The 15829-nt window shown below is 56.2% G+C and carries 17 protein-coding genes; 9 read left to right on the top strand and 8 right to left on the bottom strand.

All coding sequences use genetic code 11. From position 1 onward, the window contains the following. Positions 1-111 precede the first annotated feature (111 nt). The 4 genes from HY36_RS10105 to HY36_RS10090 all read right to left on the bottom strand — a co-directional run bounded on the left by HY36_RS10105 (position 112) and on the right by HY36_RS10090 (position 4652). Positions 112-567 (bottom strand): MaoC family dehydratase, encoded by a 456-nt coding sequence (locus HY36_RS10105; RefSeq protein ID WP_035552106.1) that lies wholly within the window; start codon positions 565-567, stop codon positions 112-114. A gap of 94 nt (positions 568-661) precedes the next feature. Continuing rightward, the gene (locus HY36_RS10100) at positions 662-2209 is read right to left on the bottom strand and encodes an acyl-CoA synthetase (protein WP_035552104.1); all 1548 of its coding nucleotides are present in this window, start codon (positions 2207-2209) and stop codon (positions 662-664) included. A 108-nt stretch (positions 2210-2317) separates the two neighbouring features. Further along, a complete protein-coding gene (locus HY36_RS10095) occupies positions 2318-3247 on the bottom strand; it encodes a sterol desaturase family protein (protein WP_035552101.1) in 930 nt (309 codons plus the stop codon). A gap of 103 nt (positions 3248-3350) precedes the next feature. Then, positions 3351-4652 (bottom strand): metal-dependent hydrolase family protein, encoded by a 1302-nt coding sequence (locus HY36_RS10090; protein WP_035552097.1) that lies wholly within the window; start codon positions 4650-4652, stop codon positions 3351-3353. 147 nt (positions 4653-4799) lie between these two features. Between HY36_RS10090 and HY36_RS10085 the strand changes: the two genes are divergently transcribed. Together HY36_RS10085 and HY36_RS10080 are read left to right on the top strand one after the other, a co-directional pair. Next, the gene (locus tag HY36_RS10085; RefSeq protein WP_035552095.1) at positions 4800-5711 is read left to right on the top strand and encodes a crotonase/enoyl-CoA hydratase family protein; all 912 of its coding nucleotides are present in this window, start codon (positions 4800-4802) and stop codon (positions 5709-5711) included. 6 nt (positions 5712-5717) lie between these two features. Continuing rightward, positions 5718-6686, top strand: a complete 969-nt coding sequence (locus HY36_RS10080; protein ID WP_035552093.1) for an alpha/beta fold hydrolase — start codon at positions 5718-5720, stop codon at positions 6684-6686. Between the two features lie 2 nt (positions 6687-6688). On the opposite strand, the gene HY36_RS10075 is transcribed toward HY36_RS10080, so the two are convergent. The 4 genes from HY36_RS10075 to rpsF all read right to left on the bottom strand — a co-directional run bounded on the left by HY36_RS10075 (position 6689) and on the right by rpsF (position 9529). Continuing rightward, positions 6689-8182: a replicative DNA helicase gene (locus HY36_RS10075; protein WP_035552090.1), complete on the bottom strand. Its 1494-nt coding sequence runs from the start codon at positions 8180-8182 to the stop codon at positions 6689-6691. A gap of 135 nt (positions 8183-8317) precedes the next feature. Continuing rightward, on the bottom strand, positions 8318-8905 hold the full coding sequence (rplI, locus tag HY36_RS10070; RefSeq protein WP_035552087.1) for a 50S ribosomal protein L9: 588 nt from the start codon (positions 8903-8905) through the stop codon (positions 8318-8320). A 12-nt stretch (positions 8906-8917) separates the two neighbouring features. Beyond that, positions 8918-9175, bottom strand: coding sequence for a 30S ribosomal protein S18 (gene rpsR / locus HY36_RS10065; protein ID WP_027839724.1), 258 nt, complete (start codon positions 9173-9175; stop codon positions 8918-8920). A 15-nt stretch (positions 9176-9190) separates the two neighbouring features. Further along, a complete protein-coding gene (gene rpsF / locus HY36_RS10060) occupies positions 9191-9529 on the bottom strand; it encodes a 30S ribosomal protein S6 (protein WP_035552524.1) in 339 nt (112 codons plus the stop codon). A gap of 208 nt (positions 9530-9737) precedes the next feature. Here rpsF and fabD point away from each other — a divergent pair, with 208 nt between their 5' ends. The 7 genes from fabD (at position 9738) to gmk (ending at position 15699) form a co-directional block, all read left to right on the top strand. Next, positions 9738-10688, top strand: coding sequence for an ACP S-malonyltransferase (gene fabD / locus HY36_RS10055; protein WP_035552520.1), 951 nt, complete (start codon positions 9738-9740; stop codon positions 10686-10688). 6 nt (positions 10689-10694) lie between these two features. Then, entirely contained in the window at positions 10695-11432 is a 738-nt protein-coding gene (gene fabG / locus HY36_RS10050; protein ID WP_035552085.1) for a 3-oxoacyl-[acyl-carrier-protein] reductase, read from the top strand. 114 nt (positions 11433-11546) lie between these two features. After that, positions 11547-11780 carry an acyl carrier protein gene (locus HY36_RS10045; RefSeq protein ID WP_027839729.1) on the top strand — a complete coding sequence of 78 codons (234 nt, stop codon included), beginning with the start codon at positions 11547-11549 and terminating at the stop codon, positions 11778-11780. Positions 11781-11794: 14 nt separating this feature from the next. Then, positions 11795-13081, top strand: coding sequence for a beta-ketoacyl-ACP synthase II (gene fabF, locus HY36_RS10040; RefSeq protein ID WP_035552083.1), 1287 nt, complete (start codon positions 11795-11797; stop codon positions 13079-13081). A 62-nt stretch (positions 13082-13143) separates the two neighbouring features. Further along, complete coding sequence (gene mltG, locus HY36_RS10035; RefSeq protein ID WP_035552080.1) at positions 13144-14172, top strand: endolytic transglycosylase MltG; 1029 nt, start codon at positions 13144-13146, stop codon at positions 14170-14172. Continuing rightward, a complete protein-coding gene (locus tag HY36_RS10030) occupies positions 14169-15056 on the top strand; it encodes a YicC/YloC family endoribonuclease (protein WP_035552077.1) in 888 nt (295 codons plus the stop codon). Before mltG ends, HY36_RS10030 begins: the two co-directional genes overlap by 4 nt. Then, positions 15046-15699 carry a guanylate kinase gene (gmk, locus tag HY36_RS10025; RefSeq protein ID WP_035552075.1) on the top strand — a complete coding sequence of 218 codons (654 nt, stop codon included), beginning with the start codon at positions 15046-15048 and terminating at the stop codon, positions 15697-15699. Before HY36_RS10030 ends, gmk begins: the two co-directional genes overlap by 11 nt. The last annotated feature ends 130 nt before the right edge of the window (positions 15700-15829 follow it).

Here is a 15829-nt window from a genome sequence, read left to right as displayed (position 1 = left end):
GGCGTTCGGCCTGATCACGCCATTGCCAACTCTGCAATGGCGACAAATGGCAAACAAAAAAAGACCGCCAAACTGGCGGTCTTTTCCTGGTATTTATCTCTGGGGCCGGGTCTAGCCGTACAGCACTGTGATAGACTCAGCGACGAGTGCCGGACGGTCCTGTCCTTCGATCTCCACGGTCGCTTCCATCTTCATTTGCTTGCCACCCGCCTTCGGTTCCACAGACAGGCATTTCTGACGCAGACGAACCTTGGAGCCAACGGGGACCATGTTCGTGAAACGAACTTTGTCAGAGCCATAATTGATGCCACGTGTTGTGCCGGAAACGCGGAGCACCTCAGAGCCCAGCATGGGCAGCAGTGACAATGTCAGGAAGCCATGCGCGATCGGGCTACCGAGCTCTTTGGTGGCGCGCTCCACGTCGACGTGGATCCACTGATGGTCTCCGGTCGCCTCAGCAAACATGTTGACGCGATCCTGATCAATCACATGCCAATCGGACACGCCAACTTCCTGGCCGGCAAGCGATTCGAGATCATCGTAAGCAATGGTGCGTGGGTCCGCCATATAATCCTCCTATTGGTTTGAAGATGTTGTGGACCGGGATCGCCCATTCCGCAAGATTTACGGAAGGGCAAGGCGCCAATCACACACACGAACCTTAAACGATCCGGCTTTCTTTCTTGCCCCAGTAACGATCGCGGATCAGCCGCTTGTAGAGCTTTCCGGTTGGGTGGCGTGGCAGCTCAAGATCGAAATCGACAGATTTTGGACATTTGATCTTGGACAGCTCGCTGCGACAGAACTCCAGTAGTTCGGAGGCCAACTCGTCTGATGGTGCAATTCCCGGCATTGGCTGCACAATGGCCTTAACAGCTTCGCCAAACTCTTCATCCGGCACACCGATGACGGCGACATCGGCGACTTTAGGATGTGTGATGAGGACGTTCTCTGCTTCCTGCGGATAGATATTCACCCCCCCTGAGATGATCATGAACGCCTTTCGGTCCGTCAGATACAAGAAGCCATCGTCGTCGACTTTTCCGACGTCTCCCAAAGAGGACCAGTCCGGATGCTTTGGATTGAGCGCGGAAGCGTTCTTCTCCGGGTCGTTGTGATAGTTTGGCGGGGCTGTGCCGCCGAAATATACTTGGCCTTCTTCGCCAACGGGCACTTCGTCGCCGTTTTCATCGCAGATGTGAAGTTCGCCGAATATGGCGCGGCCAACAGTGCCTTTGTGCTCCAGCCATTCCGCGCTCTTGGCCCATGTCATGCCGTTCCCTTCGGACCCGGCATAGTATTCGTCGATGATAGGGCCCCACCACTCTATCATTTGCTCTTTGACCGGGATCGGACAAGGCGCGGCAGCGTGGATGACGAATTTCAGGCTGCTTACATCATATGAATTGCGAACATCTTCCGGCAGTTTGAGCAGTTTCACGAACATGGTTGGCACCATTTGCGTGTGCGTGGCCTTGTAAGTCTGAACGCAGTCGAGGAAGGCTTCTGGATCAAATTTCTCCATCACCACCAGCGTTGCGCCGAGGCGAGTGAATGTCATGCACCAACGTAGCGGCGCAGCATGGTACAGCGGTGCTGGCGACAGATAGACATTGTCCGGCCCGGCCCCGGCAAGTGCGCGGGTGATCTGAAGGAGAACATTGTCTGCATCTATCGGGGTGTTTGGTTCCAGTGGCGGCCGAATGCCTTTTGGGCGGCCAGTGGTGCCGGAAGAATACAGCATATCTGTGCCGGCCATTTCGTCGGCTATAGGTGTTGTGGAAAAAGCCGTCTGATGTGCTTCCAGGCCATCAAAGCCGTCGATATTTCCGTCGATGCACCAGTAGTGACCTAACGATGTCAGTTCCTTCACCTGTTCTGCAATGTCGGCTTTGCCCGCGCTGGCGATCAAGAGAGTGCTACCGGAATCTTCAATAATATACTGAACCTCGGGTGCGGTGAGCCGGGACGATACGCAGACGAAGTAAAGGCCTGAGCGCTGCGCCGCCCAGCAGATTTCGAAGTAGCGAGCTGAGTTCTCTGCGAACAAGGCGATCGTGTCGCCGGGCTTCAGGCCAGCATTGCGAAACGCGTGAGCGATCTGATTTGACCGCTCGTCCAATTCCTTGAACGTGACGGTTTTCCCAGATGGAGCCATGATATAGGCGGGCTTGTCCGGATGGGTTTTGGCGTGGTGACAGGGATGCATGGTTTCCTCCAGAATCGGCGCGGCTACTGTCGAGCGCGTTCGACTTTCAGGAGAAGTTTCTAGTCAGACGTGGACGTTCGTCTACCGGCAACGTCGCGTCAGCTAGGGCTATTTCGGGAAGCCAGGCGAGTCTCGTTTGTCTGGATTGTCTTCCAGATATGCGAATTTAAGCTCGGTTGAGCGATTGTGGTTGCCATCAGGTGACCAGCCAGGCGCATTGATCAGTCGGCCGATCCAATGGTGCGGCCGCCATCCATCAGACGCGCAATCTTTCAAAAGACCGAAAAACTCATGGAACGCGATGACAATTGGGTTGTGATCGTTGAGCGGCTTCACGATTCCGTAAATTGGCTTCTCATCTTCCAGCTCGGGTACGAAAGTACCAAACGCCTTGTCCCAGATAATGAAGACGCCGGCAAAGTTGGTGTCGAGATAGCGGGGATTGGTGGCGTGATGCACTCTATGATGGCTCGGTGTGTTGAACACCGCCTCGAACCACCGAGGCATTTTGTCGATGGCCTCAGTATGAATCCAGAACTGGTAAAGCAGGTTCAGACCGCCCACAAAGAAAATGACGTAAGGGTGGAAGCCTATGACGACCATTGGCAGACCGATCCATATCAATCCAGTGAACGGGCCAAACCAAGGCTGCCTCAGGGCCGTCGTCAAATTGTAGTTGGTCGAGGAATGATGGGTGACATGTTCCATCCACCACCAGCGCGCCCGGTGCGCGAAGCGATGCTTCCAATAATAGATGAAGTCGTAGAGCACGAACCCTGCCAAGGCGGACCAGAGCGTGAAAGGCAAGGTCAGGATACGAAATGGCCAAGCCACGAGCATCATCCAGATCGCGACAGAACCGGTCAGCGTATTGATGATGACATTGCCGAGGCCCATAGCGAGCGAAGCCACAGCATCTTTGGTATCGTATCGCCCCTGAGCGCGACCTGATTTGACCGCCCACCACTCCAAGGCGACTGAAGCGACAAAAACAGGGGCCGCAAAGGTGGTGACGGCGGGCAGGGGATTGAATTCCATCGATCAGCAGACCGTTGAGTAAAATATTAGGTTTACGCCGAGCGTTGCGAACCGCGATCGTCTTCTTCTAATCAGGCTTGGTCGCGTTGCGAAAGGGCCTGCGTCAGTATGCATCGGCAATTGGTTTGCCGTCGCGCTTGTAGACTTTTCCGTCTTTCATGACGAAGTCGACTGACTCGAATAGGGAGATGTCTTCCATCGGGTCCGCTTTCACGGCGACAAAGTTCGCAAAACACCCGACATCACCACAGCCCAGTTTTCCCTCCTGTCCGAGCGCTTCCGCTGCCAGGTTTGTGCCTGCCTGCAAGGCTTGCATGGGCGTCATGCCAAGCATCACCATGCGTGAGAATTGTCGCCCATTGTCGCCATGAGGATAAATGCCTGAGTCAGAGCCGAATACGACCTTGACCCCGGATTTCACTGCCGCCGTGAAGCTATCACGCTGGATCTTCGAGATCGCGCGTTCCTTGGCCAAGGATTCTTCAAGCACGCCATTCTTTTCCCCCTCAGATAGCGTGTATTCTGTATTGTAGATATCCATGGACAAGAAGGTGCCGTTGTCCTTCGCGAGCTTAATCGTTTTCTCGTCGAGGATGCTGGCATGCTCGATAGTATCGATACCTGCCAGAATGGCGTTTTTGATCCCAATCGTGCCGTGCGCATGGGAAGCGACCTTTAAACCACGTGCATGAGCTTCATCGGCGACGGCGGCGAGTTCCTCGAGGGTGCCCTGGGCAGCGCCCAGACTTGTGCCTTTGGAAAACACGCCACCGGTGGAACACGTCTTGATAAGATCCACCCCGTATTTGATATTTCGGCGAACCTTTTCTCGCATCTCCCAAGGGCCGGTCGCGACGTTCTCTCCGACCAGATTGTATTCTGACGGCAGCAGATTGTTGTCTGAGCAATGTCCGCCAAGAATGCCGACGGGCGGCCCTGACACAAACATTCGTGGCCCCGGCACGTCGCCTTCATTGATCGCATCCCGTAATGCAACATCGCTATAGCTTGAGGCGCCAACATTTCTGACTGTCGTGAAGCCCGCCAACAAGGTTTTGCGTGCATTCTTGACGCCTGTGATCGCATCACGTTCGTCGGAAAAGCTCAGCGAATAGTAGGCAGGGTCCTCCGGATCCGATGTCAGATGCGTATGCATGTCGATGAACCCTGGTACCAGGGTTGCATTGCCAAGATCGATTATCTCAGCGCCACGGGGTTTGCGCAATTCGTTCGCGCTTCCTCGTTCGACGACCTTGCCGTCCTCAATCAGAAAAGCAGGATTCTCGATTGTTTCGGCAGCAACTGGATCCACGAAATACTCTGCGGTCAGGTAAATCTGCTCAGCCGAGGCTGTCTGGACTATAATCGCGCAGGCTGTGCCGGCCAGCAAATTGGAGAGTTTCATCTCGGAATCCCTTTAACTGAATGGATGAGACTATCCGGCTGAGCCTTGCGTCCCGTCAAGCGCAACCCTGTGTGCCGCCGGGTAAGTCTTGACGAATGCTGAGGCGCGGGCAGCTTGGCGCGGAAAAACAGCAAAGGGAGTCCAGCCATGGCGCAGCCGAAGCAATTTGAGCAGATCATTCTAGACATCGAGGATGGAATCGCGACGCTCACCCTGAACCGGCCCGACAAGATGAACGCTTTCACGGGCAAAATGATGTACGAATTGATCGAGGCGTTCGACATCACCGATGCGGATGACAGTGTTCGCGCCGTGATCGTGACGGGTTCGGGAGACCGAGCGTTTTGTGCTGGCGCGGACCTTTCCGAAGGAGCCAAGACATTTGATTACGACAAGCGGGCTGCAGATGGAGAGGCCGGCCGCACCGAAGATGTAGACATCCAGCGTGATGGCGGCGGGCGTGTGACGTTGCGTATCTTCGACAGCCTGAAACCGGTGATTGGTGCCATCAATGGCGCGGCTGTGGGCATCGGGGTTACGATGCAATTGCCGATGGACATTCGGATCGCGGCCGACAATGCCCGGTTCGGCTTCGTATTCAATCGTCGGGGCATTAACCCGGAGGCTGCGTCCAGCTGGTTCTTACCGCGTCTTGTGGGAATTTCGCAGGCCCTTGAATGGTGCTATTCTGGACGCGTCTTTCCCGCTCAGGAAGCGATGGAGGGCGGATTGGTTCGTTCAGTTCATCCGCAGACAGAATTGATGGATGTCGCACGCGCAATGGCACGTGAGATTGCCGACAATACTGCGGCTGTCTCAACGTCTCTCACACGCCAGATGATGTGGCGCATGCTCGGCGCCAGCCATCCGATGGAGGCTCACATCGTTGACTCCGCTGCCATCTACTCTCGAGGGAAGACGGAAGACGCAAAGGAGGGTGTGATGAGCTTCTTGGAGAAGCGAAAGCCGGTCTATCCTGTGAAGGTGTCCGACGGTATGCCGAATTTTTATCCTTGGTGGAATGAGCCCGAATTCAAATGGATCGGCGACAAGGATTGAGTCGCGATGACACCAGAACTGAGACTGATAGACACCAACGGTGTCCGGCTCCGCGTTGCGCTCGCTGGTGATGGGCCGCTCGTCATTCTCGTTCACGGCTTTCCTGAAAGCTGGTATTCTTGGCGTCACCAGATCGAGGCGCTGTCGATAGCGGGCTACCGTGTGGCAGCGCCCGATGTTCGGGGTTATGGAGAGTCCGACCGCCCCCATGCCGTAGAAGCCTACGACATGGAGAGCCTGACTGGCGACATTGCAGGTCTTGTGGATGCTTTGTCCCCGAATGATCCCGCTGTTGTGGTAGGGCACGATTGGGGCGCGCCGATCGCGTGGAATACCGCACGCCTCCACGCCGGAAAGTTCAGGGCAGTTGCGGGTCTGTCTGTGCCCTACATTCCGCCAGGCGACGTGGTATTCATAGACGCAGCACGTGCCTTGTTCACGGATCGTGGACTGTTTTTTTATCAGATATACTTCCAAGACGAAGGGCCACCTGAGGCCGAACTCGAAGCGGACCCGGCGGAGACGATCCGTAAATTCTATTATGCGATTTCGGGCGACGCGCCAGCAGGGACGTGGCCCATCGACAAGAAGCACGGCGACACGTTGCTTCACCGCCTTCCGGAGCCGGACATGCCGCTTCCGTGGTTATCGGAGGAAGACGTGGCCTACTATGATGCCCAGTTCCGCAAGTCAGGATTCCGGGGGCCTCTTAACCGATATCGCAATTGGCACCGAGACCATGCATATCTGTCGGCTCATCCCTCTTCTCCGATCATCGCCCAGCCCTCCTTGTACATCGGCGGAACTGAGGATCTTGTCTTGAAGATGTTTCCCGGAGACATGATCGCCGCGATGAAGAAAGCCCTCGCCGATCTCAGAGGGGCGGAGTTGCTCGATGGATGCGGACACTGGACGCAGCAAGAGCGGCCAGTGGAGGTCAGTGAACGTTTGCTGAGTTGGCTCGCCGAGCTCTGAGACTATTCGAAGTCTGCGCCATATCCCTGCTGATCGTGAGACAGATCGCCAAAGCGTGTGACATTCGAGTCGAAGGCGAGTTCGACCCGGCCGATGGGGCCGTGGCGCTGCTTGCCGATAATGACTTCAGCTTTGCCGTAAACCTGGTCCATCCGCTGGCGCCATTGGCTCCATTTTTCGTTGGACGCCGGATCATTCGGGTCTGCGCCTGGCTCAGTACGGGAGAGATAATACTCTTCCCGATAGACGAACAGAACCACGTCGGCGTCTTGCTCGATCGAGCCTGATTCCCGAAGGTCTGAGAGTTGTGGACGTTTGTCATCCCGTTGCTCAACGGCGCGAGACAGCTGTGACAGCGCAATGATTGGAACGTTCAAATCCTTGGCGAGGGCCTTCAAGGATGTTGTGATCTGGGTAATTTCCTGCACGCGGTTTGCGTTTGAGTTTCCGCTCGTGACGGTGATCAGCTGCAAATAGTCGATCACAATCATGTCCAGGCCGACAGACCGTTGCAGGCGACGCGCGCGCGCAGCCAACTGGCTGATTGAGATGCCGCCCGTGTCGTCGATGTAAAGCGGCAAATTCTGCAGTTCTTCCGTTGCCTCGCGAAGTCGCTCAAAGTCGCTCTTGTCCAAGTCACCTTGGCGAATGCGGTGCGTCGTGATGCCGGTGCGTTCGGCGATGATCCGTGTCGCCAATTGTTCGTTCGACATCTCCAGCGAGAAGAACCCGACAATAGCGCCGTCGACAGTTTTCTTGGAGCCATCGTCCTGCACCTCAGCGCGATAGGCTGCCGCCGCGTTGTAGGCGATGTTTGTCGCCAGCGATGTTTTTCCCATCGACGGACGACCAGCCAGAATGATCAGGTCTGAGCGATGCAATCCACCAAGCTTTTCGTCGAGATCGCGCAATACGGTTGGAATACCCGCGATCTTTCCTTCGCGCTTGAAAGCGGCTTCGGCGTTTTTCAGCGACTCGGTCAGTGCTTCGGAAAACGAACTAAAGCCTCGTCCCGAAGATCCACGCTCTGCCAGATCGAACAATTGACGTTCGGCGAGTTCGATTTGTCGCTCACCGCTTTCTTCAGGCGTCGGGTTCAGCGCGCGGCCTTGGAGTTCGCTGCCGATGCCGACCAGTGTACGTCGCATCGCAAGGTCGCGAATCATGCGCGCATAGTCGCCAACTTCAGGGCCGAATGCGGCGGAATCCAGCAATTGCTCGAGATAAAGGGCCCCACCAATCTCTGTGAGCTTTTCGGCCTTTTCGAAATGCTCTCGAAGAGTGACGCCGTCAGCGATCCGGCCCTGCTGGATCATTGTGGCTGAAACGTCGAACAGTTCCTGATGGGCAGGCGCATAGAAGTCAGACGGCCGGAGGATATCGGCAACACGTTGATACGCGTTGTTGTCAAACAGAATCGCGCCCAGCACAGCTGCCTCAGCCGACAAATTGTGTGGTGGAGTGATCGAGGCGGCGGGGGCGTCATCAAGTGGCATCCGAGTCTTTTACCTCAGCCGGGAGGTGAATTCACGGACTTGTTGCGCTGCTGACTGCGCAATTCACACGTCGTCCACAAAAAAGGCCGCAGCTGTGAAAAGCTGCGGCCTTCAATTTTGTGCGAAAGCTGAAGATTATTCTTCGTCTTCGCCGCCAGCTTCTGCGCGCTCTGCAGCAGCTTCAGCGAGTTCGCCTGCCTGCTCTTGAGCGAGTTCCATGTTGGCGGCCTGCAGGGAAGCAACAATGTCTTCGCCAGCAGCCTGACGCTCAGCCTCTTCGGTCGAGCGGGCAACGTTTGCCTGAACTGTGATGGTCACTTCCGCGTGCAGGCGGATCGCAACGTCATAGATGCCGATAGCCTTGATCGGACGGTTCAGGCGAACGCCAGAACGCGGGATCTTGTGGCCGGCAGCTTCAGCAGCATCGGCCACGTCGCGTGCGGTAACCGAACCGTAGAGCTGTCCCGTGTCGCCAGCCTGACGGATCAGGGTGAAGATCATGCCATCGAGCGTGCTGCCTTCGGACTCGGCTTTCGCGCGAGCTTCAGCGTTGCGGGTCTCAATGGCTTCACGTTCCGCTTCGAAGCGGGCGCGATTACGATCATTGGCCAGCAGGGCCTTGCCTTGCGGGATCAGGAAGTTACGGGCGAAGCCGTTCTTTACGTTGACTTCGTCGCCGATCGTGCCGAGGCGTTCGATACGTTCAAGTAGGATCACTTGCATGTCGGTGTCTCCTTACTTCACTTCGAACGGAAGCAGGGCCAGCATGCGGGCGCGTTTAATCGCCTGAGCAAGCTTGCGCTGGTTCTTGAGGTTTACGGCCGTGATGCGGCTAGGCACGATTTTCCCTTTTTCAGAGATGTAGCGCTGCAGCAGTTTCACGTCCTTGTAGTCGATGACCTGCGCGTTCTGACCGGTGAACGGGTCGACCTTGCGGCGACGACCGAACGGGCGGCGGGCAGGGATATTCGTGATGTTCAGTTTCTGAGCCATTTCGAGTGTCCTTCCCTAGTCGCGACGGCGGTCTTTGCGAGAAAGAACCGGGGATGGCTCTTCGCTCAGTTCTTCGACGCGAATGGTCATGTAACGCATGACGTCGTCAGAGATGCGCAGGCGGCGCTCCAGCTCGTGAACCGCGTCGGCAGGGCCGTCGATGTTCAGAAGGGAGTAGTGGCCCTTGCGTTGTTTCTTGATCGGATAGGCAAGGTTGCGCAGACCCCAGTACTCGGTCTTGCCAACTTTTGCGCCTTTTTCCTTGAGGAAGCCGCTCAGTTCTTCGACGAATGTCTCGACTTGAGCAGGCGAAATGTCAGGCCGTGTGATCACGACATGCTCATAAAATGCCATATTTTCAGTCCCATAGTAGAGCCATGCGGCGCCGGACAGCGGGAAACTGCCTGGCGATGGCCCCCCTTCATCTGGCTCATTCCAGTTTACCAAGGGCCGCATGCCTGCGAGTGAAGGCGGGTGTAAAGCGCATTTGCGCCTGTTTTTCAAGCGCTTGCTTACATTCGCGGTCACCTTTAACCACGGGCGCAATCTGGAGAATACTGACATGAAAAAGTTTGCGCTGATCTTTCCTGGGCAAGGGAGCCAGGAAATCGGAATGGGTAAGGCACTGGCGGATGCGTTTCAGTCCGCGCGGGACGTGTTTACCGAGGTAGACGAAGCCCTTGGCCAGGACCTGTCAAAGCTGATGTGGGCAGGAGATATTGAAGAGTTGACGCTGACAGCGAATACGCAACCTGCCTTGATGGCCCATAGTATTGCAGCGGCGCGTGCGCTGGAGAGTGAATTTGGTCTGTCGGCGAAAGATGCGGCCTATGTTGCCGGTCACTCGCTCGGTGAATATTCCGCGTTGGCTGCGGCAGGTTCGATTGGCTTGTCTGACACGGCTAAACTGTTGCGCATTCGTGGCAACGCGATGCAGGCGGCAGTTCAACCGGGCGAAGGCGCAATGGCAGCGCTGCTCGGGGTTGACATCGAGCAGGCTGAAGCAGCTTGCGCAGCCGGACGCGAAACCGGGGGGGCGTGTGACATCGCCAATGACAATGCACCCGGACAGTTGGTCATTTCTGGCAGGAAGGACGCGGTGGAGGCGGCCTGCGCTCATGCGAAAGACAATGGCGTCAAAAAAGCGATGCTGCTGAACGTTTCAGCACCGTTCCATTGCTCGCTGATGCAACCCGCCGCTGATGCAATGGCGGAAGCCCTTGCAGATGTTGCGATTTCCAGCCCTGCGACTGAGCTTGTAGCAAATGTGTCTGCCAGTGCAGTGAACGACCCTGAAATTATTCGTAAAAACCTGATATCGCAGGTCACAGGACGTGTGCGCTGGACCGAAAGTGTGCAATTCATGGTGGCTCAGGGAGTTGAAGCAACCGGCGAAGCAGGCAATGGCAAGGTTCTGACGGTCATGCAGCGCCGCATTGAAAAGGCGCTGAATGGTTTCACGCTCGGCACCCCAGAGGATCTGGAAGCCTTTGCAGAAGCAATGAAGGGATAAGGTAGAATGTTTGATCTGACCGGGCGTACGGCCCTTGTAACCGGCGCATCAGGCGGCATCGGCCGGGCCATCGCTCAGGCATTGTCAGAGGCAGGCGCGAAGGTGGCGCTGTCCGGCACACGCGAGAATGTGCTGGAAGAGGTCGCCGGTACGCTGAAGGGCGAGACGGCCATTGTTCCATGTAATCTTTCAGACGCTGATTCTGTTGATGGGCTGGTTGGGAAGACGGAAGAAGCGATCGGGCCGCTCGACATACTGGTCGCCAACGCCGGCATAACGCGCGACAAGCTGCTGATGCAGATGAAAGATGATGACTGGAACGATGTCCTTTCGGTCAATCTGGGCAGCTATTTCCGGCTCACCAAGAGTTGTGTGCGAGGCATGATGAAGCGCCGTCATGGTCGGATTATCGGGATCACGTCAATTGTAGGTGTGACCGGAAACCCGGGGCAATCCAATTATTGCGCGTCCAAGGCCGGGATGATCGGATTTACCAAATCGCTCGCGCAGGAAGTTGCCAGTCGCGGCATTACTGCCAACACAATCGCACCGGGATTTATCGAATCCCCTATGACGGATGTGTTGCCGGAAAAGCAGAAAGAGGCGCTCCTGGGCCAAATTCCAGCAGGTCGGTTGGGGCAGGGCTCTGACATCGCTGCCGCCGCCGTTTATCTCGCGTCAGATCAAGCCGCCTACGTCACGGGACAGACGATCCATGTGAATGGTGGCATGGCAATGATCTGATTTCACAACAGCAAGCTCCACTCATAGGACTTGGCGCTCGTCCCAAGTGTATGCTAGGCGCAACACAATGGTTCGAATCTGGGCCAGTCCTCAGGCATTTTCAGAGAGGTACTCATGTCTGACGTTCTAGAACGCGTTAAAAAAATTGTTGTCGATAATCTCGACGTGGATGGTGACAAAGTCGTCGAAAGCGCAAGCTTCATCGATGATCTGGGCGCTGACTCGCTGGACCTGGTCGAACTGGTCATGGCCTTCGAGGAAGAGTTCAACATCGAAATTCCGGATGACGTGCAGGAATCCATCCGCACGGTTGGTGATGCGGTAACGCACATCAAGGCTCACATCTAAGTTTCGGGTACTCTATGTCAGACCGCCGCGTTGTTATTACCGGAATCGGGATTGTCTCGCCGTTGGCCAATGGTCGCGAGGCAACTTGGGAACGCCTGATTGATGGCAAGTCTGGAGCAGGGCGTATTGATACGTTCGATCCAGAAGACATGCCGTGCAAGATTGCGTTTCAGGTTCCGTGGGTAACAGGTCGCGGTGGCGGCGAGGGGGACCCCAACGCGTTTGATCCGGATAAATACCTGTCTCCGAAGGAGATACGCCGGATCGACGAGTTTATTCTTTACGCTATTGCTGCAGCTGATGAGGCTGTTGAAGATGCGGCTTGGAAACCTGAGGATGATGAAGGTCAGGAGCGCACGGGCGTTTTGATCGGATCCGGTATTGGTGGCCTTGAGTCGATCTACAGCACAGCAATCACGCTTCACGAGAACGGGCCGCGCAAGGTGAGCCCGTTCTTCATCCCCTCTGCCCTGATCAATCTGGCTTCCGGCCAAGTATCTATCCGGCACAAATTCAAAGGGCCGAACCATTCTGTGGTGACGGCTTGCGCGACAGGCGCTCACGCCATTGGTGACTCTGCGAGACTGATCAAGTTCGGCGACGCCGATGTCATGGTCGCAGGTGGTTCCGAGGCGGTGATCGGGCGAATTGGAATTGCTGGCTTCTGCGCGGCAAAAGCCATGTCCACGAATTTTAATGATACGCCTGAAAAGGCTTCGCGGCCTTATGACAAGGATCGCGATGGCTTTGTCATGGGCGAAGGCGCTGCCGTAGTGGTGCTCGAAGAGTACGAGCACGCCAAAGCGCGCGGTGCGAAGATTTACGCTGAAGTCTCCGGCTACGGCCTGACCGGCGACGCCTATCACATCACGGCCCCGGCCGAAGGTGCGGAAGGCGGATATCGGGCCATGAAGATGGCGCTGAAGAATTCCGGGATCGACCCGACTGAAATCGATTATGTGAATGCACACGGTACGTCGACGCCCAAGGGCGACGAGGGAGAGGCGGGCGCAGTCGAACGCGCCTTTGGCGATCACGCCAAGAACATGTCCATGTCTTCCACGAAATCCGCGGTTGGGCATTTGCTGGGCGCTGCTGGCGCGATCGAGACGGCGTTCTGCGCGCTTGCTATTCGCGATCAGGTCATGCCGCCCACCTTGAACCTCGACAATCCGAGCTTCGAAACAGTACTCGACCTTATCCCGCATAAGGCGAAGAAGGGACGCGTACGCGCCGCCATGTCCAATAGTTTCGGATTTGGTGGGACGAACGCTTCGCTGGTTCTCAAGGAAGTTCAGTAAGCCCGTTTCTCCGGGCTGGGGTTGGCATATAGGCTGGCACAGTCAGGATTCGCGAGGCGTTCATGAAATTTGTCAAAGCACTGCTTTCGTTGCTGGTGTTGCTCCTGTTTGTGGGCGGTGCCGCCCTGGGGGGTGGCTGGCTCTGGTTTCAGAATGAAATCACGAAAGCCGGGCCGTCGACACAAGAACATGTCTTTGTCGTTGAGCCAGGCGAAACCCTTTCTAGCGTCGCGGTACGATTGGAACAGGAAGGCATAGTCAGCGATGATCGGCTGATCAGGCTTAAAGCGCGACTGGACGGTACCGAACTCGCCATCAAGACCGGCGAATTCATACTTGAGCCTCAGGCAAGCATCGCCTCAGTCATGGACGTGCTGATCGAAGGCAAATCTGTGTTGCACAAAATCACATTGCCGGAAGGTCGAACGACTGCGCAATTGCTCAAGATCATTGAGGCAGATCCCATTTTGACCGGCGCGATGCCTGAGACAGAGGTGCCTGAGGGCTCATTGCTGCCAGACACCTATCTTTTCCAGCGCGGCACGACGCGAATGCAGCTGGTTGAACGCGTGCAGAAGGCACAATCTGCAGTACTGGAAGAGCTTTGGGCCGGCAGGGCCGAGGATCTACCGGTTGCGAGCCCGGAGGACGCAGTAATTCTTGCATCCATTGTCGAGAAAGAAACTGGCGTTTTTGGAGAGCGCGCAAAGATTGCGGGCCTGTTTGTTACGAGGCTCAAGCGCGGGATGCGGTTGGAGAGTGATCCAACAATCATTTATGGCATCTCAAAAGGCGAGCCGCTCTACAACAAGCGTGGCCAGCGGCGCACGCTCTATCGCTCAGAAATTGACCGCAAGACAGACTGGAACACCTACCAAATAGATGGACTGCCAAAGACGCCAATCTGCAATCCGGGACGTGAGGCAATTGCTGCGGTCCTCAATCCGGATGAGACGGGCCACATATTCTTTGTGGCAGATGGCAAGGGTGGGCATTTGTTTGCCAAGACGCTCGCCGAACACAATCGAAACGTCGCGGCGTATCGAAAATATGAGCGGGAAGAGATTCAGAGGGAGCGCGCTGGGGAATGAGCGTATTGTCGGGAATGACCGGCTTTGCCCGAGTGGCGGGCGAAGCCGATTGGGGGGGCTGGGCCTGGGAAGCCAAAAGCGTGAACGGGCGTGGACTGGATGTCCGGGTAAACACGCCTCCAGGATTTGACGGCCTGGATAGAGCTGTCAAAGCTATCGCAAGCAAGGCGTTCAATCGCGGATCCTTACAGGTGTCCTTGCGAATTGAATTGAGTGATCAGGCAGGCGGTGCCGTTATCGATGAGGCACTGCTGTCGTCGCTGAAAGACGCCGCAGAGCGCGCTCATGGCGGAGCGCTGTCGAGTGAAGCGATTGCGACGCTTATGACGATGAAGGGTGTGGTGGAAACCGGATCTACGAGCTTGCGAGATGTGGCCGCGGATGAAGGGGCCATGTCTTTGCTGCTCAAATCGGCAGAGCAGGTGATCAAGGAACTGGAAGTCGCGCGGCATGCCGAAGGTGTGTCTTTGGCGTCGATGCTGGGTGAACTGGTCGAGGAAATGTCTGCTGTCACGGATTCTGCGATCTCGCTTGCAGCTGAACAGCCGGCGCTTCTGAAGGCTCGACTCTCTAAGCAATTGGAAGAACTGGGTGCCGAACAAAAGATCGACCCCGACAGGTTGGCTGCCGAACTTGCGCTTACGGCGGCGAAAGCTGACGTTCGCGAAGAACTGGACAGATTGCAGGCCCATTTCCAGTCAGCCCGGGAGTTGATGAGTGCCGGTTCACCGGTTGGTCGGAAACTCGACTTTCTCGCACAGGAACTGAACCGTGAGGCGAATACGCTGTGCTCGAAATCGATCAGCCTCGATTTGACGAATGCTGGACTCAGCCTCAAAGGAACAATTGACCAGTTCAAGGAGCAGGCAGCCAATGTCGAATAGTGGACATCCAAAAGATAGCGGCAAACGCCGAGGGCTGATGCTGGTTCTGTCGAGCCCGTCAGGTGCGGGGAAGACCACGCTGGCAAGGAAGCTGATTGACGAATTTGAAGATGTGAACCTGTCTGTCTCCGCGACGACCAGACCGCCACGGCCAGGAGAGGTGGATGGGAAGGACTATCACTTCCGGTCCGTAGATCAGTTCCACGACATGATTGAGCGCCGCGAATTCCTTGAATGGGCTCACGTCTTCGACAAGTATTACGGGACGCCAAAGGCAGATACCGTCGCCAAACTGGAAGCAGGCGAAGACGTCTTGTTTGATGTGGACTGGCAGGGCGCTGACGCATTGCACGACCAGATGCCGAACGACGTCGTATCGGTTTTCATTCTACCGCCGAGTATCAGTGCGCTGGAGCAAAGGCTGGCCGCGCGTCCCGGTTCGACGCCTGAGATCGTTGCGCGCCGAATGGAAGACGCCAAGCGCGAAATCATGCACTGGCGGCGATATGACTATGTGATTGTGAATGATGACCTGGAAGTTGCCTATCAGCGGCTCTGGCGCATCTTGTTGACAGAACGGCTCAAGCGTTTGCGGCAATTGGACCTTGAGGATCATGTGCGCCAGCTTCTTGGAGAGGCTTGATGGACGACAAGAAAGACGGCCTGGGAAACGTCAAGGCGCGGCCTGTCTGGTTGATCGCGCTCATACCATTGTTGGGTGTTGTCTTCGGTGCATGGTTCGTGCTGAAACACCTTTTCTGACAACGAAAAAG

This window comes from Hyphomonas atlantica corrig. (assembly GCF_000682715.1).
GTDB classification, from domain to species: Bacteria; Pseudomonadota; Alphaproteobacteria; order Caulobacterales; family Hyphomonadaceae; genus Hyphomonas; species Hyphomonas atlantica.
The sequence above is the reverse complement of the archived record's forward strand: the minus strand, read 5'-3'. Positions and strand labels throughout refer to the sequence as shown.